This window comes from Bradyrhizobium sp. JYMT SZCCT0180, assembly GCF_018130165.1.
Classification (GTDB): Bacteria; Pseudomonadota; Alphaproteobacteria; order Rhizobiales; family Xanthobacteraceae; genus Bradyrhizobium.
The window spans coordinates 112,882-131,345 of sequence record NZ_JAFCLZ010000013.1 but is presented as its reverse complement, the minus strand read 5'-3'; the positions used below and the strand labels follow the sequence as shown (position 1 = coordinate 131,345).

Genomic DNA, 18,464 nt, shown 5'->3' with positions numbered 1-18,464 from the left:
CTTAACGAAAGCGATGGGAACTGGTTCCGATATCTGGGGTTGGCAACCCGCTCGATCGTCTTAGTAGCCGAGCGCGCAGCCGTCCTTGCGGGGATCGGAACCGCCGGCCAGCGTGCCCTTGTCCCAGTCGATCCAGATCGCCTGGCCGCCGCCGAGCGGGCCGACCACACTGGTGGTCTTGTGCCCGATCTTCTTCAGGCCCTCGACGATGTCAGCCGGCACGCTGTCCTCGAGCTGGTAGAAGCCCTCGTAATGCAGGCCGCGCGGCATATCGATCGCTTCCTGCACGTCGCAGCCATAGTCGAGCATGTTGGTCAGCACATGGCTCTGGCCCACCGGCTGATACTGCCCGCCCATCACGCCGAACGGCATCAGCGCGCGGCCGTTTTTGGTCACGAGGCTCGGGATGATCGTATGCAGCGGCCGCTTGCCCGGCGCGATGCAATTGGGATGGCCGGGCTGGATCCGGAAACCGCCGGCGCGGTTCTGCAGCAACACGCCTGTCTTGTTGGAAACGATCGCCGATCCGAACGAGTGCGCGATCGAGTTGATGAACGAGCAGACGTTGCGGTCCTTGTCGACCACGGTGATGTACACGGTGGACGGGTTCATCGGCGGCGCGACGTTGGGCAGGTCGAGCAGTCCGTCCATCCGGATCTTGCTGATGTGCTCTTCGGCGAACTCCTTGGCGAGGATGCCGGCGACATCGACATGAACCTGGGCGGGATCGCCGATACATTGCTCGCGCATCATGTAGGCGATGCGCGCGGCCTCGGCCTCGAGATGAAAACGTTCGACGCTGAGCGCGGGATATTTCGTCAGGTCGAAGCGCGAGAGGATGTTGAGCATGACCAGCATGGTGATGCCCGGGCCGTTCGGCGGGCACTGCCAGACGTCGTGGCCCTTATAGATCGTGCCGATCGGCGAGGTCGTCTCGGTAGAGTGGGCTGCGAAATCCTCCAGCGTGTGCAGACCGCCGATGCCGCGCAGGGTATCGACCATGTCGGCGGCGATCTCGCCGGTATAGAACGCGTCGCGGCCATTCTTGGCGATCGCGCGCAGCGTCTTGCCCAACTCAGGCTGATGAATCACATCGCCAGCGGCGGCCGGCTTGCCGTGCGGCAGCAAATAGCGCTCGGTGTTGGTGCCGTTCTTGAGTTTCTCGAAACCGTTCTTCCAGTCGAATGCGATGCGCGGGGCGACGATATAGCCTTCTTCGGCGGCCTTGATCGCCGGCTGCAGCAGGGTATCGAGGCCCATCTTGCCGTGATCGCGCAGGATCGTATCCCAGGCGTCGATGCTGCCTGGAATGCTGACCGCGTGCGCCGAGGTCAGCGGCACCGAGTTGATCTTGCGCTCGAGATACCACTCGGCGTTTGCCGCCATCGGCGCGCGGCCGGAGCCGTTATAGGCTGTTATCTTGCCCTCGCCCTTGGGCTGGATCAGCGCAAAACAATCGCCGCCGATGCCGGTCGATTGCGGCTCGATGACCCCAAGCAGCGCGCAGGCCGCCACCGCGGCATCCGCGGCGGTGCCGCCAGCGCGCATCACGTCGACCGCCACCAGCGCCGCGGCGGGATGCGAGGTCGCCACCATCGCGTTCTGGGCATGGACCGTCGAGCGGCCGGCGAAATGGAAATTCCTCATCAGGAAAGCTTTCTTTTCAGCGTTTTCTTTGGCCACGCCGGGGTCAGGCGCGGGCTAAGTGTGGGTTCTTTGCATATTCATCCCGGGCAGGGCAATGGCTGGTATGCCAGAGATCTGGCCACGACAGCAGGCCGGCAAACGCAGGGGCTGGCGGCTGATTTTGCAGGGTTTCCCCCTCCCAGCCCGCCTGATAAACGGTCGCCATGCCCCTCAAGGTCGCCGCCTTCTACCAATTCGCCGCGCTGCCGGATTTCCGTGAGCTGCGCGAGCCCCTGCGCGCGATCTGCGCGGGGCTCGGGCTGAAAGGCAGCGTGCTGCTGGCGCATGAGGGCATCAACGGCACCTTGGCCGGAGACGCCATCGCGATCGACGCCCTGGCCGAAGAGTTGCAGACCGGCGCCCTGTTCGGCGGTCGGCTCGACGACCTCGAACTGAAATTCTCGCAGGCCGCCGCGATGCCGTTTGCGCGGCTGAAGATCCGGCTCAAGAAGGAAATCGTCACGCTGGGCGACGCGATTGCCGATCCGACGCGGCGGGTCGGCACCTATGTGGAGCCGGCCGACTGGAACGCGCTGATATCAGCGCCCGATACCCTCGTGATCGACACCCGCAACGCCTTCGAGGTCGCGATGGGGACGTTCGAAGGCGCGCTCGATCCCGGCATCAGGAGTTTTGGGCAGTTCAAGGATTTTGCCGCGCGGCAGCTTGATCCGGCCAAGCACCGCAAGATCGCGATGTTCTGCACCGGCGGGATTCGCTGCGAGAAGGCCAGCGCCTATTTGCTGGCGCATGGATTTAACGAAGTCTATCACCTCAAGGGCGGTATCCTGCGTTATCTGGAAGGCGTGCCGAAAGAACAAAGCCGCTGGCGCGGCGAATGCTTCGTGTTCGACGAGCGCGTGGCGCTGGGGCATGGCTTGCAGGAACGGCAGATCAGCGAGGGCTCTCATGAGTGATGCCAACGCACTTGGCGAGCGCATCGACGCGCTGGAGATGCGGCTGACGTTTCAAGACGTCACCATCGAGACGCTGAACCAGACCATCACCGAGCAATGGAAGCAGATCGACGCCCTGACGCGCCAGCTCGCGGAGCTGAAGGAGCGGCTGCAGGACGCCGAAAGCAACATCACCGGTCCGGTCAACGAGCGGCCGCCGCATTATTGAGACAACAAAGGGAAACGGCCCCCGCCAGGGAGGCCGTTTCGTCAAACTCAACGCGGGGTGATAAAAACCTACGCTGGTTAGTACCGCTCGCGCTCGATGATGACCCTGCGGTCGGGATCGTAATCGCGCTTGCGCTTGATCACCACGGTCTCGTCGCGATCACGGTACTCACGCTCACGGATCACCTCACGGTCGCGATAGCGGTCACGGTCGACGCGGCCAACGGTGACACCAGCGCCGCCCGGTCCTACGCCTACGCCGACGCCGACATCCTGCGCACTCACCGGCTGAACGAAGGAAATTCCGGCTACCGCGACGGCAGCCATTACAAGATGCTTGATCATCGCATGTTCCTCTCTCTTGAATTTATCTCTTTGAGTTATCCGGGAGCAATTCGCGGTGATATGAATCGTTCCGGCGCAATCAGCGCGCTGCAATGGCACTACGCGCGCATGCCAAACCAGATCGCGAGCGCGATCATGGCAGCCACGATCGCGGCCCCGACCACCGGCGTGACTTTCTTCGAACTGCCGCTACGCGGCGAGTTGTTGGCGGCATGGTTGAATTCAGTCTTCATCACATCATGCGCCAATGAGTGCTAACGGAAAACCGCGAGTACCTTGTCCCACAGCGTTTCGTTGGCGCGATCGCCGTCATGTTTCGACGGCGCCGGTTGCGCGGCGCTGGCGGGGTCGGAGGCTGGAAAACTGCCCTCCAGCCCGGCATCGAGCTTTTCGTGCATTTCCCGATCGGCCAACAGCGCCTCACCGGGGTCATCGGCGTGCTTGTCATGCGCCGCGGGATTGAATTTCTCAGCCATGTGGTTCCTCCATGGGAAGACAACCATGCCAATCGAGCGGAGTTCCGCCCGTTCACTCCCAAAACTATTTCAAACAAGCGGAACTTCCGCCGGTTTCCACTGTATGCTGGAGCCGCGATTGCGAGACGGGGAAACTCTGAGAGACTTCGCTGATGTCCACACCTGAAGAGCCGACTCCCCGCCCCTTATGTCCCAAATGCAAGATGAGAATGATGCCGGGTTCCGCCCGGCAGACTCCGCGAATGCTGGAGTGTCTGCGCTGCGGCCACAAAGAACCCGTTTCAGAAAATCACTAGAGCTTCGGTTCTGATTGAATCAGAACCGAAGCTCCAGACTCTTGTCTTGACGCGTTTTCTACCGCAGATAAGTCTACGCAATCTGCGTAAACTTGATTGCTATGCGAACCGGTATCCACCCCGGATCAAGTCCGGGGCAGGCTTCGCTCGAAAACGCTCTAGCCTTCGGCCTGGTCGCCGCTTCCTGCGACGCCACCGAAAAACAGCGCGGATAGCTGCTTCATGACGACCCGGGCATGGTCGTTGTCCAGCTCCAGCTTCGCGCAAAGCAACCCTTTGATGGGAGGCAGCGGAGGCAAATAATATTCCTTTGCGTAAACCAGGTCTGGCGGAATCATGCGTCTGGGAATTGCGGTAATGCCGATGCCCGCCCTTAGCGCCGCCAGCTTCGCATGAAAATCGGGGCTATTGAAAACGATCCTGTAGGAAAGCCCCTGCTTCACCATCGTCCTAATCATCCAATCGTCACCGGGCCATGTCAGCAGCGGGATCGGAGCACCGGGACTAAGCACAAAGTCTTTCGAACGTACCCAAAGCATCGGATCTTCGAATTCATTGATGACCAGCTCTTCGACCTCGGCCTTGATCGCCTCATTCTCATAAATGCAGGCCATGTCGATATAGCCGTCGGTCAATCCCTTCCCGATCGCCGTCGAATGATCGGTGTGGATCAAGATGTTTGCCATCGATTGCTGCGTTTGATGCTTGACGAACTCCGGGACGAACAGAGTACTTAGTCCGAGCCGCAGTGGTTTCGGACCGATAGCGTTACCGCCGAGCCGCAACATCTGATCGTTCGCTTCGAGAATCCGCCGCGCATGGTGCAAAGCAAGCTTGCCAAGCTCGGTGGTCGTCGTCCCATTCGCCGTCTTCACGAACAACGAGCCGCCGATCATGCTTTGCAGGCGTTTCACCTGCGAGCTTATCGCCGGCTGGCTTAATCCCAGCCGCTCACCTGCTTTGGACAGGCTTCCGGTCTCTGATATGGCGACTACGGTACGAATGATCTCGATTGGAATATGCATGTGAAAATTTTGCCGGTGCGTCAAAACGCTCCTCCACAACCGCACTAAAATGCCCCGCCCCCGGGATCAATAAGAATCAATATTGGTATTGCAGGCGGTTGTACGCCAATAACTTCACTATCCAACAGGAAAACACATTCCCTGTGACCGCTAGGGTGCATATCCCGTATTTCCCCGGGCGCGTCCTTTCGATCGGGCGCATCCGCCGCTGCATTGCGCGCATTGATGGACCCATAAAAAGCTGAGGTCTCACAGCAATGGATCGACCGCTCCAATTCTCAAAAGAAGTTTTATAGCGCGTGTTCACCCGTCCCTGAGATGCTGAACGAAAATCAGCGTCGTGAGGTACAGGTGATGCGTAAACTGGTTCGTTGCTGCCGTGGAGTATCCGCGATCGAGTTTGCGATACTGGCGCCGGTGTTTCTGCTGCTGGTATTCGGGATAGTCGTCTTTGGCGCCTATCTGGCCATGGTCCACGGTGTGCAGCAGCTGGCCGCCGAAGCCGCCCGTTCGTCCATTGCGGGGATGAATGATAGCGAGCGAAGGAATCTCGCCACGAGTTATGTCATCGCCAATGTATCGACCTATCCACTGCTTACGGCGAATGCGCTCTCCGTCAATGCCGCTGCATCGGCCGGCGACGCCAACGTATACGTCGTCACGGTAAATTATGACGCGTCGCGAAGCTTCATCTATCAATTGCCGTTCGTTCCTGCCCCGCCATCCACGATCGTCCGCTCGGCGGCGATCCCAAATGGAGGGTTCTGACTTGATAACGAAGCCGATATTCCGGCGGTTTCGCGCCGACGAGCGGGGCAACATAGCCATCATGGGTGCCGGCCTGATGGTCCTGGTGATCGGATGCACCGCGCTTGCGGTTGATCTTGGAACGATCTTCGCTGACCGGCGCAAGACCCAGAGCACCGCTGACCTCGCTGCCATCGTTGCTGCCAGCAATCTTTCCAACGCGGTGAACGCTGCGACGGCGACGGTCGTGAAAAACAACTATCCCGCCAGCTCAATGGTAAAGCTCGAACTCGGAACATATACTGCCAACAGCGCCGTTTCGCCACAAACCCGCTTCGTGACACCGGGGATCGGCACCGCGAATGCAGCACGCGTAACCTTGAATACCCAGACGCCGCTGTATTTTGCGCGCGTATTCACTGGCACCGATCAGTTCACGATAAAGACGTCAGCCACCGCGTCGTCGACCGCCATCGCGTCGTTTGCCATCGGCTCGAGACTCCTATCGGTGAACAACGGATTGATCAACGCCATGCTCGGCGCGACCCTCGGAACCAATCTGTCGCTGTCGGTGATGGACTATGAAGCCCTCGTCAGCGCTCGCATCGACGCGCTGGATTTCCTCACCGCGTTGGCGACACGTATCAACCTGACGGGCGCCACCTATGACAGCGTGCTCACCAGCAACGTTAAAGTCGCCGACATCATCGCGGCGGCATTGACCACCCAGCAGACCGCCAATGGAGCGAACGCCGCAACGGCTGCGTTATCGACGATCTCGCAAGCCGTCTCAAGCAGCACGACAAAAATCAAGCCGGGATCACTGATCGACGTCGGTCCGTATGCCAATCTCCCTACCGGACAGAAAGCCAAGGTTGGCGTCGGCGTGTCGGCGCTTGATCTGGTGTCCGCAACGGGCCAGGTCGCAAATGGCACAAACCAGATCGCAACTTCCGTCAACCTCGGTTTGCCGGGCATCGCCAGCGCCTCCCTCACTGCGACCATCGGCGAGCGGCCGGTCGGCTCCGGATGGATTACGCTCGGTACCAAAGGCGCCAGCGTGCACACCGCGCAGACCCGCATTCTGCTGTCGGTACAGTTGGTCGGCAGCGGCGCTGTTCCCGTGGTCAATTTGCCGCTGTATGTCGAAATAGCGTCCGGCACGGCCACACTCAACGCCCTGAACTGCGGGCGCCCGAGTATCAACACATCGACCGTCACGCTCGGCGTAACGCCCGGAATCGTCGATGCATGGATCGGCAACGTGACGACAGCCGAGCTGAAGAACTTCACAAGCAAGCCGAACCCGCCCGCGGCCACGCTGGTCAATCTGGGTGCAGTGACAGTCACCGGTCGCGCCCACGCCGGGATGGGCAACACGACCGCCAAGAACGTCGACTTCAGCTACGCGGACATCCAATCGCAGGTCAAACGTACGGTGACGACCACCAACTTTACCCAGTCTCTCACATCGAGCCTGCTTGGGGATCTGTCGCTGTCGGTGAATGTGGGCCCGTTAGGACTTCCCGTTCCCGGGCTCGGTTCGACAGTCAGCGGCATCCTTGGCGGTGCGACCGGTTCGATCGATCAATTGCTAGCCTCGGTGCTTGCGACGCTCGGTGTCGGAATCGGACAGGCCGACGTGTGGGTGGTTGGAATCCGCTGCGACGGGGCCGTGCTGGTAAACTAGCAATCCTCTCTGAAGGTTGAACCGGATTGGGGAATCCGGCGCCTGACGATAACCATCGATTGAATAGCGATAGCCATCAAACGCTTGGCCAAGCCTTAACTGGCGTGTATCAGGAACGGCAATGTCTCCTGATACATGGCTGGAACCAGAGTTTGACCTCCTCTCCTGCAATCAAGCCGTTTCTCGACGTATTAGCCGGCCACCGTCAGCCGGTGCCCCCGGTCTGGATGATGCGGCAGGCCGGGCGTTATCTGCCCGAGTATCGCGAACTGCGCGCCAAGGCCGGCGGCTTTCTCGATCTGTGCTTCACGCCGGAATACGCCGCCGAAGTGACGCTGCAGCCGATCCGCCGTTTCAACTTCGATGCCGCGATCATCTTTTCCGACATTCTCGTCATCCCCTACGCGCTCGGCCGTTCCGTGCGCTTCGAGGCCGGCGAAGGCCCACGGCTCGACCCCCTGGATACGCCGGAGCAGGTGGCGGGCCTGGCCACGCAGGCCGACTTCAGCAAACTCGAACCGGTGTATGAGGCGCTGAGAAGAGTGCGCCGCGAGCTCGATCCCAACATCGCGCTGATCGGCTTCTGCGGCGCGCCGTGGACGGTGGCGACCTACATGGTCGCAGGCCAGGGCACGCCGGATCAGGCGCCGGCCCGGATGATGGCCTATCGCCATCCCGAGGCGTTCTCGAAAATCATCGACGTGCTGGTCGAGAATTCGATCCAGTATCTGCTCGGCCAGCTCAAGGCCGGCGCCGACGTGCTGCAGATCTTCGATACCTGGGCCGGCGTGCTGCCGCCGCGCGAATTCCAGCGCTGGTCGATCGAGCCCGCCAAACGCATCGTCGCGGGCGTGCGCGCGCAAGCGCCCGATGCCAGGATCATCGGCTTTCCGCGCGGCGCAGGTGCAATGCTGCCTGCTTACGTCGAGGCGACCGCCGTCAATGCGGTCAGCATCGACTGGGCGGCCGAGCCGTCATTGATCCGTGAGCGCGTGCAAAACCGCGTCGCCGTGCAGGGCAATCTCGACCCGCTGGCGCTGATCGCCGGCGGCGCGGCGCTCGATCGCGCGGTCGACGACGTGCTGGCGAATTACGCCAGTGGCCGCCTGATCTTCAATCTCGGCCACGGCATCCAGCCGGAAACTCCGATCGCGCATGTCGAGCAGATGCTGAAGCGGGTGCGGGCGTATAAGGGCTGAGCCAAGCGCGAGACTGTCATACCCGCGAAGGCGGGTATCCAGTACGCAGCAGCTTATCGGTTCAATCACGGACGCCTCTGGAATACTGGATCATCCGCCTTCGCGGATGATGACAGCGAAATTCCTACCGCGCGTCCTCTAAAATCATATCCGAGGCTTTTTCGGCGATCATGATAGTCGGCGCGTTGGTATTCCCGGACATCAGATCCGGCATGATCGAGGCATCGACCACGCGCAGGCCCTCGATGCCACGCACTTTCAGACGCTGATCGACCACCGCCAGCGGATCGTTGCCCATCCGGCAGGTCGAGGTCGGATGATAGACCGTGCTGCCGGTGCGGCGGCAGAAATCCAGCAACTCGTCGTCGCTCGCGACCTTCGGTCCGGGATCGACCTCGCCGACCGCAAACGGCTTTAGCGCGGGCGCCGCGAGAATCTTGCGCAATATCCTGATGCCGTCGATGAAGGCGCGGCGGTCGGTTTCGGTCGCGAGATAATTGATACGGATTTCCGGCGCCACGCTGGGGTCCGCGCTCTTGATGCGCAGCGAGCCGCGGCTTTCCGGGCGCAGCTGGCAGACCGAGGCCGTGAAGCCCGATTGCGCATGCAGCTTCTCGCCCATCTTGTCGGTCGAGAACGGCAGGAAGTGAATCTGGATGTCGGGCGAAGCCAAACGGGGACTGGTCTTGAAGAACGCGCCCGAGGTGCCGGCCGCGATCGTCAGCGCGCCCTTGCGGAACGCCGCATATTGCAGACCGGCGATCACCCGCCGCACCGGGTTGTTGACGATGTCGTTCAGCGTGATGGATTGGGCGCAACGCGTCACCAGCCGAACCTGCAAATGATCCTGCAGGTCGTTGCCGACGCCCTGCGCGTCGAGCACAACCTCGATACCGTGGCTCTTCAGGAGGTCGGCAGGGCCGACGCCGGAGAGCTGCAGCAATTGCGGGGAATTGTATGCGCCGCTGGAGACCAGAATTTCCTTGCGCGCCCGTGCAACGCGCACGCGGCCTTCCTGCTTGTACTCGACCGCGCTGGCGCGGCGGCCTTCGAACAGGATGCGCTGCGCCAATGCCGAGGTTTCGATGTGCAGATTGCTGCGGTTCCTGGCAGGACGAAGATAGGAGAACGCCGAACTGGCGCGGCGGCCGCGCTGCGTCGTGGTCTGGAAAAACCCGGCGCCTTCCTGGGTCGCACCGTTGAAATCGGGATTGGTGGGAATGCCGACCTCGGCGGCCGCGACGACGAACGCTTCCGACAGCGGGTCGTGATGCCGCCAATCCGATACCGGCAGCGGGCCACCTGCGCCGTGATACTTGCCGCCGCCGCGTTGTTGATTTTCGGCCTTCTTGAAATAGGGCAGCACATCGTCAAAGCCCCAGCCGGCATTGCCGCGCTGGCGCCAGCGATCGTAATCCTCGTGCTGGCCGCGCACATAGAGCAGGCCGTTGATCGAACTCGAGCCGCCCAGCACTTTGCCGCGCGGCTGAAACACCTGCCGGCCGTTCAAGCCCGGCTCGGGCTCGGTCTGGTACATCCAGTTGACGGATTTTTCCTTGAACAGCTTGCCGTAGCCGAGCGGCACGTGGATCCAGAGATTGCTGTCCTTTGGTCCGGCCTCCAGCAGCAACACCGAATGCTTGCCGTCCGCGCTCAGCCGGTTGGCGAGCACGCAGCCGGCCGAGCCGGCGCCGACGATGACGTAATCGAACTCGGAAGCGTCATTATTATTGTTCATTGCTTTTCCCCGCCAGCACTTCGCCAGCGGGGAAAAGAGGTAGCGGGGGCGTCCGATAGGGTCAAGTTGCCGCAAGCTTCGAGAAATCCGGCGGGCGGCGCTCGGCGAATGCCGTGAAGGCTTCGCGCGCCTCCATCGTCTTCAACCGTTCCGCGAACCGTTCACTCTCTGCCAGTATCTGCGCCATCAACATCTCGGGATTGCGCATCAGCCGCTTGGTCGTGCTGACGGCACCGGCCGGTTGCCTGGCGAGACGTCCTGCAAGCGCCTTTGCCTCGGCATCGAGCCGGTCGAGCGGCACGACGCGGTTGGCAATGCCCCACGCAAGCGCGGAGGCAGCATTCACGGGTTCGCCGAGCGCAAACATCTCAAAGGCGCGCGCATAACCGATCCGAAGCGGCATCAGCAGGCTGGATGCGGCTTCCGGCACCAGTGCCAGATTGACGAACGGCGTTGAAAGCAGCGCGTTTTCGGCCAGCACCACGAGATCGCAATGCAGCAGCATCGTGGTCCCGACGCCGACGGCGCGGCCCTGGACCGCGGCGACCAGCGGGCGGCTGGATTGTGCGAGTGATTTCAGGAAGCGGCTGACGTGGCGCTCGCCCTGCATCTGGCCAGTGGCAATCGCCGCGAACTCGCCGACGTCGTTGCCGGCGGTGAACATGTCGCCCTCGCCCCGGATCAGGACCACGCGGACGGCGGGATCGGTCTCCGCACCCTGGATTGCGTCGGCCAGCGCGCCATACATCGCGTTTGTCAGCGCGTTTTTCTTGTCGGGCCGCGCCATCGTCAGAATCAGGATGCCGCCATCGTTTTCGACTTTGATGTGTTCGGTCATTGCACTTCTCCTCTTGGAAACCTGGTTTGAAAACTGGTGAGCCAGCGCGCGACGATTTCGATTTCGGCGTCGGTGAATCCCTCGGCGAGGCGCGCGTTGATTTCGGCAAGCCCGGCCTTCGACTGCGCCAGTGCCACGCGCCCGACCGGCGTCAGCCAAAGCCGCCACGCGCGGCCGTCATCCGGATCGGCGCGCCGCTCGATCAGGCGAGCCGCCGTCATCCGGTCCACCAGGCCGCTGATGCCGGGCGGACCGAGGTCCAGCGCCGCACCCGCCTCGCCCATCAACGCCCCGTCGTGTTGACCGAGGATAAAGAGCAGGCCGGACTGCGCGGCCGTCACCCCGTTCCTCTCTGTCTTCGTGGCGACCCATCGCTGCAGCCGGCGCTGCGCGACGTTGAGCAGGAAGACCAGCCGGCGGTCCGGGCGCGAGGTCACTTGCGGACGCGCTTTTGGAATTTAGTTCGCATGCGAAATATATACCCGAAGGCCGGGAGCTTGTCACTACTGAATGTAGTGTCGCACCCTCGGCACCGAGCGAGGTTCCGCGGCCTGCGCTAGTCGATCGCAAGCTCTGCTGCTTTGGATTCGCCATCGGCGCCCGGCTGGAGCGGAGGCGACGCTGCATGAAGCGGCGGCAGCAGATCCGCAATGCCGCCCGGCGGCAGCGGCTTGCTGAACAGGTAACCCTGCATCTCGTCGCAGCCGTGCCGGCGCAGGAACGCTTGCTGCTCGATGGTCTCCACGCCCTCGGCCACGACGGTCATCCCGAGCGCCTTGCCCATGCTGATGATGGCCTGCGCGATCGCCTGGTCCTCCATGTCATCCGCGAGGTCGCGAACGAAGGACCGGTCGATCTTGATGGTGTCGATCGGGAATTGCTTCATCAGCGACATCGAGGAGTGACCGGTGCCAAAATCGTCGATGGCGATATGAATGCCCCGCCCCTCGATCCCGTCCAGCACACGCACGGCACGCGCGACGTTCTGCATCACCATGCTTTCGGTGACCTCGAGCTGGAGCAGGTCCGGCGGCATGCCGCTGATCGCCAGCGCCGCATCGATGTCCTGCAACAGGCGTTCGTCGACAAACTGGCGCGGGGAAAGGTTGACCGCCATCGAGACCGGCCGCATCCCCTGGCGTTGCCACATCATGTTCTGCGCGCAGGCTTCCCTGAGCACCCAACGGCCGATCGGAACGATCAGGCCGGTTTCTTCGGCAAGCGGAATGAACTCGCATGGCGGCAGCATGGCTCCGTCCGGAGCGCGCCAGCGCAACAGCGCCTCGACGCCGGTGATCTCGCCGGTGTTCAGATCGATCTTGGGCTGATAATGCAGCAGCAGCTCGTTGCGCTCCAGCGCATGCCGGAGGTTGGTTTCCATCGTGAGCCGCTCGATGGGCTGGGTCCTGGTGTCGCGGGTAAAAAACCTGAATCCGTCCTTCCCGTCGCCCTTGACGAGATACATCGCCGTGTCGGCATTCGCGGTCAGGGTCTGAATGTCGGTGCCATCAGCCGGATAGATCGCCACGCCAATCGAGGCGGTGACGTTACATTCGTGGCCGCTGAGCTGGATCGGCTCACTCAAAATCCTCAGCAGGTCTCGCGCGACGCCCTCGACGTCCTCCCGCCCGGAAACATCCTCCAGAATGAGGACGAACTCGTCACCGCCAAGCCGGGCGACGACGTCGCAAGCCCGAACGCTGCGCCGCAGCCGGGCGCCGATCTCGGTCAGCAGCCGGTCGCCGGCGTCATGGCCGAGCGAATCGTTGATGACCTTGAAGCGGTCGAGATCGATGAACAACACGGCCAGCTGGCGATCCTGGCGCCGCGCCGACTCGATTGCAAAGTGCAGCAGCTGGTTGAACGATTCGCGGTTCGGTAGATCAGTGAGGCTGTCGTGGGAGGCGAGATATTCGATGCGCTGATCCGCGATCGTTTTCGCGTCGGCGCGCTCGAAATTCTCCAATGCGAACGCGACATTGTCGGCAAGACGCTGCAGCAGCTCGGTCAATTCGGGCGTGAATGCGTTGCGCTCCCTCGACAAAAACAACAGCGCGCCAAGCGCCTCTCCGCCACGCATCAGCGGCAATGCCGCGCCCGACATGGTCGCACGGTCCCTGGCGCGATTGTAGAAATGGCTGTTCACCGGAAAGTCGGCGAGATAGTCATTGCTGATGCACGCCTTGCGCGTACGCATCGCGATGCCGGTAACGCCCTGTCCTTCCGGATGATGCGCGTGCGCGGACAAGCGGAGATCGATCACCTGGTCCCGTCTGGGCCCCGCTGCCGCGACCACCTTCAGAAACTCGTTGTCGGGGTGCGCCAGCGCAATGACCGTGGAGCTGAAATCACCGCCCAGCACCGCCGCTTCGCATACCCGCCGGAACAACTCCTCGCGCGTGGTTGCCCGCATGATCGCTTCGTTGGTGGCGCCCAGGGCGGCCAGCAGGCGCGCAATCCGCTCCTTCTGCCGTTCGGCGGCGCTGCGCTCGGCCTCCTGCGTCAGCCCATCCAGCCCGAACGAGACGTTTTCGACGATCCGCCCCATCAGGGCGGTCATCTCGTCATCGAGCCGGTCGCCACCGCCGAAGAAGAAGTACATGACGCCTACGGTCCTGGCGCCGGCGAACAGCGGGAACACCGCGCACGCCGCCAGCCCTGCTTTTTCCACCAGCGGCAACCACGGGCGCGAGCGCGGATCGTTGGGCACGTCGTTGCTAAGGCAAGGCTTGCCTGTCCGGAATGCCGTCCCGCCCATGCCCTGTCCTTGCGGGATCGAAGGATCGCAGGAGAAACGCAGGCTCGCGGTGATTTCGGGATAGACGCTCGCCTGCGCGGCCAGCCTGAACCAGGTGGTGTCAGGCTCGGGCAGGAAGATGGCGGCGCCGAGCAGTTTTCCCTGATCGACGGCGGCCTCACAAACGCGCGTGAACATCTCGTCTTCCGAACGCGCCCGCATGATCGCTTCGTTGGTCGCGGTGAGCGCGGCAAACATCCGGGTGATGCGCGCCGTGGCATTGTCGCGGTCAAAATTGTCGAGTGCAAAGGAGGCGTTTTCGGCCATGCGCTCGAGCAGACCGACCGTTTCATCGTTCAACGCATCGGGTTGTTCCAGATAAAACAGCAGCACGCCGATCGGTTTCCCGTGCCGCTTGATCGGCACGGCGGCGGCCGACCGGGCTCCGATCTGACGCGCCTGGGTATGCCAGCGTTTTGTTCGCTCATCATTGATGTAATCGTTGGAGACGAACGAGCGGCCGGCGCGATATGCGGACGGTGCCAGGCCCGTGCCATCGTCCGAATCCGCGTGAACCGAACTGGCATTGTCCGCGTTCTTCAGCGTGTCGACGCCAAGGCCGGCGCCGGCAACACAACGCAAACGGCCGTTGCCGTCGGCGAGCAGCATGCCCGTGCCGAGGAACTTGCCGCCAAACACCGCAGCGTCGCAAACCCTCTGAAAAAGCTCATCCTCCGACTTGGCCCGCAGGATGGCTTCATTGGTGGCGCTGAGCGCTCCGAACATGCGCGCCAGGTTGGTACGCAACATCATCGATCCCCCATGTCGCGCGACAAGCTGACGTTTCGCCGCCAAACCGGGGTTATAGAAAGCGGTAAACAAGGAATGAATCGGCCTTAAGAATAATGGGCGGCTAAGATTTCCGGATTAGTCATACGTAGTTCCCCGGACCACCTCTCGACCGGACGCCAGCCTTTGGAAACCGGCGGCCCCGGATGCGAGCAACCGCGCGATCCCCAAGGCCGCGGCCCGGCCCGAGAGAGCGGTCCAGGAGAGCAGCCAAGTCATCGGTTGCCCTTTGGTCCCGGCGGGAGGATGCTGTCGGCATGGGCAAAGGGAGCGCGACATGAGCAAGACAGGTCTCGACAATCGCCACCGCAACCACGATGGCGAAATCAGCCACAAGCACGGCGCCACGCTGGTTGGCACGTTTCGCAAGATTTACGGACAGGGATTCGCCGCCGGTTATCCGGCAACCGAGAAGCTGAGCGACGTCTTGCCTCAGCTCAACGAGACCTCGCTGAGCCAGCTTCGCCGGGATTACGACACCGGCCATCTCGAACACAAAATCGCGAAATCCGCGAAGTAAGGCGCCCGCACAGGTAAAGAACTGCATGGCGAAGATCCTGCTTTCGATGCAAGACTTGCAAGCGCATGCGTTGGCAGAGCTCCGCAATCAACCCGGCTGCTCGAACGTTCGCAGGATCGCCATCAATCGCGCCATGGACGAGCGGGCTGAAAACAATTGGTCGATGTGCGTGTTGTCCGCGGGCGACGCCGACGCCAACACGGCGGCACGCGCCGCGCTCGATATCCAGAAGGCTTTGCGCCATGACTACAATCTGGCGGCGGAGTGACCGCGAGGGGCTCTCAGCCGAGGATTGATCGGTACAGGCCCAGATATCTATCTGCCATGCGGTCTACCGTGAAACGCGCCGATACCGCGGCACGGCAAGCAGCGCGATCAATCTCGTCGATGCGAGCTATCGCATCTACCGCCGCATCGAGGCTGTCGACCAGAAATCCGGTCACGCCATCATCTATGAGCTCGGGCATCGATCCGCGGTTGCGGGCGATGACCGGCGTTCCGCAGGCGAGCGCTTCTACCACCGACAGACCGAACGGCTCGTCGAAATTGATGAGGTGGAGCAGCGCGCGCGCGGAGCCCAGAGTCTTCGCGCGTACCGTTCCGCCAACCGGGCCAAGATAGACCACGGATTCGTCGTCGAGTGCGGGCGCTACCTGCTCGTCGTAGTAATTCTGGTCCTGGACGATGCCGGCCATGATCAATTTCCGGCCGGATCGATCTGCCGCAGCGATCGCTTCAGCCGCCCCCTTGTCCGGGTGAATGCGGCCGAAGAAGAGCAGGTCTTCGCTGCCGTGCGGGTCGAAGGGGAAATCCTCCAGCGGGATGCCATGGTGGATTGTTGCGGCATAGCGCAGGTCCGGATGGCGATCGGCGTCGCTGATGGCAACATAGTGGACGCGTTCTTCGTATTCCTTGTAGGCGGGTAGGATGCGCGCGGAAGAGAAACCGTGGATCGTCGTTACGACAGGGGTTCCGACCAGCCGCGAGAAGGCGAGGGCGACGAAATCGGCCTGATTGTGAATCAAGTCGAACTGACCAGCCTGCTCAAAGACGTGGGCGACATGGAGCATCTCCCACACCTTTGCGTCGATTGCTGGATCCTCGGAATAGGGCGCAGGGCAGATGGCATCGAGCTTGCCTGCCGTCCTGCTGTCCTTGGTGGCGAACAGGGTGACGTCGACGCCGCGCGCGACCAAGGCCTCGGTCAAGAGACTCGTCACCTGCTCCCAGGGGCCGTAATGGCGCGGCGGTGTACGCCAGGAGATCGGCGCCAGCATGGCAATGCGCAAGTGATCATCCTTCTCTGCTGTGGGCTATCCGGCCTCGAGCACGACAGCTTCATTCGACCCTAGCAGGAGGCTGCCGTCTTCGACCAGCCCCGCCTCCTCAATCGTGGACAGGAGCACCCGCCTCCCGCGCCCCCAATCCGGCAACGGCAGTCGATGCGACTGTGCGCCGAGGTTGAGCGCCACAATCAGCCGCTCCGAATCGTGCCGGCGTTCGTAAACCAGCATCTCGTCTTCCACATTCAACAGAGCGAAGTCGCCGATCGACAAAGCGCGGCGATTGCGTCTGAGCGCAAGCAACCGACGATAAAGTGTCAGGATTGAGTGAGGACCTTCCGACATCCGCGCCACGTTGCGCGTCGGACAATCGGCATTGAGCGGCAGCCACGGATTCACTGTGGTGAAACCGGCATTTTCGCTGTCATTCCATGGCATCGGCGTGCGCACGGGATCCCGGCCCAACGCCAGACCGCGCTCACGCAACTCGCGCGGATCCCGTACTTGCGATGCTTCGATCATGACATCGCTCAAACCAAGTTCGTCGCCGTAGTAGAGCGTGGGCGTGCCTCGGAGTGTCAGCAACAACACCGCCGCGACGCGGGCCTGGGCCTGCCCACGCTTGGCCGCAACGCGCGGCCGATCATGGTTGCCGAGCACCCAGTTTGGCCAACCACCCGGCGGTAGTGCTGCTTCATAGCTGGTGATGACAGCCGCCAGCGAGCGCGCCTGCCACGGCGTATCGATGAGCTGGAAATTGAAGGGCAAGTGCACCTCCGGGCGCTCACCGCCGTAATAGTGCATCAGACGATCGACCGGCAGGTAGATCTCACCGATCAGCACCCGTTCGCCTTGTCCCCTGGCGCCATAGCCGTCGGCGATGTCACGCATTTCGGCGGCAATCCGGTGCACCTCGGGCTGGTCTGTGGAATGGAGTTGAAGCAAGCGGTGCATTTCACCCATTTCGGGCCGATAGGCCGGGTTGGGCGGATTGTTCGGGAAGTCTGCGGCCTTCACCATGTGCCAGAGCACGTCGATGCGGAAGCCGTCGACGCCGCGATCGAACCAGAAACGCATCACGTCATACATCGCCGCCCGCACGGCTGGATGACGCCAGTTGAGATCCGGCTGCTCCTTCAGGAAGGCGTGGTAGTAATATTGTCCGGTGGTTTCGTCCCATTCCCAGGCCGAGCCGCCGAAATCGCTGATCCAGTTATTGGGCGGTCCGCCGTCTGCCGCAGCATCGCGCCAGATGTACCAATCTCTTCTCTGATTTCCACGCGAAGCGCGGCTCTCGACGAACCATGGATGCTGGTCGGACGTGTGGTTGGGCACGAAGTCGAGCAGAACCTTGAGCCCCCGCCGATGGGCTTGCATCAGCACGTCGTCGAAGTCTGCCAGTGTCCCAAAGCGTGGATCGACGTCGCAATAGTCCGCAACGTCATAGCCGAAATCAACCATCGGCGACGGATAGATCGGGGAGATCCAGATCGCATCAACGCCCAGGCTGACAAGATAATCGAGCCGCTGCTCGATCCCTCTGAGGTCGCCTATGCCGTCACCGTTGGTGTCCTGAAAGGAACGCGGGTAGATTTGATAGATCACGCCATTCTGCCACCAGGGCGCGGTCATGCCGACACCGCCTCTGGCAGGCGCGCCGGTTGCCGTTTATTGATCACGTGAGGTCGTCAAAACTCGTCCACCCTATCCACCGCGTCGACCCGACGGATTGCGACGAGCAGCGGCAAAACGACTCTGTTCCTGTTGCGATCGGAAGTCGACGGTTTTCTCCCGTTTCTCGCGGCACGAAGCGACACTAGGCCCTATCCAGGCATCCGATTGGCCAACTATGATGCCATCCATGAGGTCAAAAGCCACGACCGCCACCGCCTGCAAGAGGACCGACGCGAT

At 62.0% G+C, this 18,464-nt stretch carries 18 protein-coding genes; 8 read left to right on the top strand and 10 right to left on the bottom strand.

All coding sequences use genetic code 11. From position 1 onward, the window contains the following. Positions 1 to 60 precede the first annotated feature (60 nt). The gene (gene ggt, locus JQ641_RS20120) at positions 61 to 1,647 is read right to left on the bottom strand and encodes a gamma-glutamyltransferase (protein ID WP_211997710.1); all 1,587 of its coding nucleotides are present in this window, start codon (positions 1,645 to 1,647) and stop codon (positions 61 to 63) included. A gap of 203 nt (positions 1,648 to 1,850) precedes the next feature. On the opposite strand from ggt, the gene trhO reads away from it, so the two are divergent. Both trhO and JQ641_RS20110 read left to right on the top strand, forming a co-directional pair. After that, entirely contained in the window at positions 1,851 to 2,603 is a 753-nt protein-coding gene (gene trhO / locus JQ641_RS20115; RefSeq protein ID WP_211997709.1) for an oxygen-dependent tRNA uridine(34) hydroxylase TrhO, read from the top strand. Further along, positions 2,596 to 2,811 carry a SlyX family protein gene (locus JQ641_RS20110; RefSeq protein WP_211997708.1) on the top strand — a complete coding sequence of 72 codons (216 nt, stop codon included), beginning with the start codon at positions 2,596 to 2,598 and terminating at the stop codon, positions 2,809 to 2,811. Before trhO ends, JQ641_RS20110 begins: the two co-directional genes overlap by 8 nt. A gap of 77 nt (positions 2,812 to 2,888) precedes the next feature. Here JQ641_RS20110 and JQ641_RS20105 read toward each other — a convergent pair whose 3' ends face one another. Next, positions 2,889 to 3,155, bottom strand: coding sequence for a hypothetical protein (locus JQ641_RS20105; RefSeq protein ID WP_211997707.1), 267 nt, complete (start codon positions 3,153 to 3,155; stop codon positions 2,889 to 2,891). Between the two features lie 3 nt (positions 3,156 to 3,158). On the opposite strand from JQ641_RS20105, the gene JQ641_RS20100 reads away from it, so the two are divergent. Next, positions 3,159 to 3,413: a hypothetical protein gene (locus JQ641_RS20100; RefSeq protein WP_211997706.1), complete on the top strand. Its 255-nt coding sequence runs from the start codon at positions 3,159 to 3,161 to the stop codon at positions 3,411 to 3,413. Here JQ641_RS20100 and JQ641_RS20095 read toward each other — a convergent pair. Both JQ641_RS20095 and JQ641_RS20090 read right to left on the bottom strand, forming a co-directional pair. Then, entirely contained in the window at positions 3,410 to 3,631 is a 222-nt protein-coding gene (locus JQ641_RS20095) for a hypothetical protein (RefSeq protein ID WP_211997705.1), read from the bottom strand. The two genes, JQ641_RS20100 and JQ641_RS20095, sit on opposite strands and share 4 nt — an antisense overlap. 454 nt (positions 3,632 to 4,085) lie before the next feature. Further along, positions 4,086 to 4,952, bottom strand: a complete 867-nt coding sequence (locus JQ641_RS20090) for a LysR family transcriptional regulator (protein ID WP_211997704.1) — start codon at positions 4,950 to 4,952, stop codon at positions 4,086 to 4,088. Positions 4,953 to 5,306: 354 nt separating this feature from the next. On the opposite strand from JQ641_RS20090, the gene JQ641_RS20085 reads away from it, so the two are divergent. From JQ641_RS20085 to hemE, 3 genes are all read left to right on the top strand, one after another. Beyond that, positions 5,307 to 5,720 carry a TadE/TadG family type IV pilus assembly protein gene (locus JQ641_RS20085; protein ID WP_211997807.1) on the top strand — a complete coding sequence of 138 codons (414 nt, stop codon included), beginning with the start codon at positions 5,307 to 5,309 and terminating at the stop codon, positions 5,718 to 5,720. Then, a complete protein-coding gene (locus JQ641_RS20080) occupies positions 5,707 to 7,389 on the top strand; it encodes a pilus assembly protein TadG-related protein (protein ID WP_211997808.1) in 1,683 nt (560 codons plus the stop codon). Before JQ641_RS20085 ends, JQ641_RS20080 begins: the two co-directional genes overlap by 14 nt. A gap of 152 nt (positions 7,390 to 7,541) precedes the next feature. Beyond that, positions 7,542 to 8,588, top strand: coding sequence for a uroporphyrinogen decarboxylase (hemE, locus tag JQ641_RS20075; RefSeq protein ID WP_211997703.1), 1,047 nt, complete (start codon positions 7,542 to 7,544; stop codon positions 8,586 to 8,588). A gap of 124 nt (positions 8,589 to 8,712) precedes the next feature. Here the strand turns inward: hemE and JQ641_RS20070 are convergent, their stop codons facing one another. From JQ641_RS20070 to JQ641_RS20055, 4 genes are all read right to left on the bottom strand, one after another. Next, positions 8,713 to 10,326: a GMC family oxidoreductase gene (locus tag JQ641_RS20070; protein WP_211997701.1), complete on the bottom strand. Its 1,614-nt coding sequence runs from the start codon at positions 10,324 to 10,326 to the stop codon at positions 8,713 to 8,715. A 61-nt stretch (positions 10,327 to 10,387) separates the two neighbouring features. Beyond that, a complete protein-coding gene (locus tag JQ641_RS20065; RefSeq protein ID WP_211997700.1) occupies positions 10,388 to 11,164 on the bottom strand; it encodes an enoyl-CoA hydratase in 777 nt (258 codons plus the stop codon). Further along, positions 11,161 to 11,601 carry a MarR family winged helix-turn-helix transcriptional regulator gene (locus JQ641_RS20060; RefSeq protein WP_192740615.1) on the bottom strand — a complete coding sequence of 147 codons (441 nt, stop codon included), beginning with the start codon at positions 11,599 to 11,601 and terminating at the stop codon, positions 11,161 to 11,163. Before JQ641_RS20060 ends, JQ641_RS20065 begins: the two co-directional genes overlap by 4 nt. A 119-nt stretch (positions 11,602 to 11,720) precedes the next feature. Further along, positions 11,721 to 14,711 (bottom strand): bifunctional diguanylate cyclase/phosphodiesterase, encoded by a 2,991-nt coding sequence (locus tag JQ641_RS20055; RefSeq protein WP_211997699.1) that lies wholly within the window; start codon positions 14,709 to 14,711, stop codon positions 11,721 to 11,723. 316 nt (positions 14,712 to 15,027) lie between these two features. Between JQ641_RS20055 and JQ641_RS20050 the strand changes: the two genes are divergently transcribed. Both JQ641_RS20050 and JQ641_RS20045 read left to right on the top strand, forming a co-directional pair. After that, complete coding sequence (locus JQ641_RS20050) at positions 15,028 to 15,270, top strand: hypothetical protein (protein WP_211997698.1); 243 nt, start codon at positions 15,028 to 15,030, stop codon at positions 15,268 to 15,270. Between the two features lie 25 nt (positions 15,271 to 15,295). Further along, positions 15,296 to 15,538, top strand: a complete 243-nt coding sequence (locus JQ641_RS20045; RefSeq protein WP_211997697.1) for a hypothetical protein — start codon at positions 15,296 to 15,298, stop codon at positions 15,536 to 15,538. Between the two features lie 13 nt (positions 15,539 to 15,551). On the opposite strand, the gene JQ641_RS20040 is transcribed toward JQ641_RS20045, so the two are convergent. After that, positions 15,552 to 16,559, bottom strand: coding sequence for a glycosyltransferase family 4 protein (locus tag JQ641_RS20040; RefSeq protein WP_211997696.1), 1,008 nt, complete (start codon positions 16,557 to 16,559; stop codon positions 15,552 to 15,554). Between the two features lie 24 nt (positions 16,560 to 16,583). Next, positions 16,584 to 18,185, bottom strand: a complete 1,602-nt coding sequence (locus tag JQ641_RS20035; protein WP_211997695.1) for an alpha-amylase family glycosyl hydrolase — start codon at positions 18,183 to 18,185, stop codon at positions 16,584 to 16,586. Positions 18,186 to 18,464: the final 279 nt, after the last annotated feature.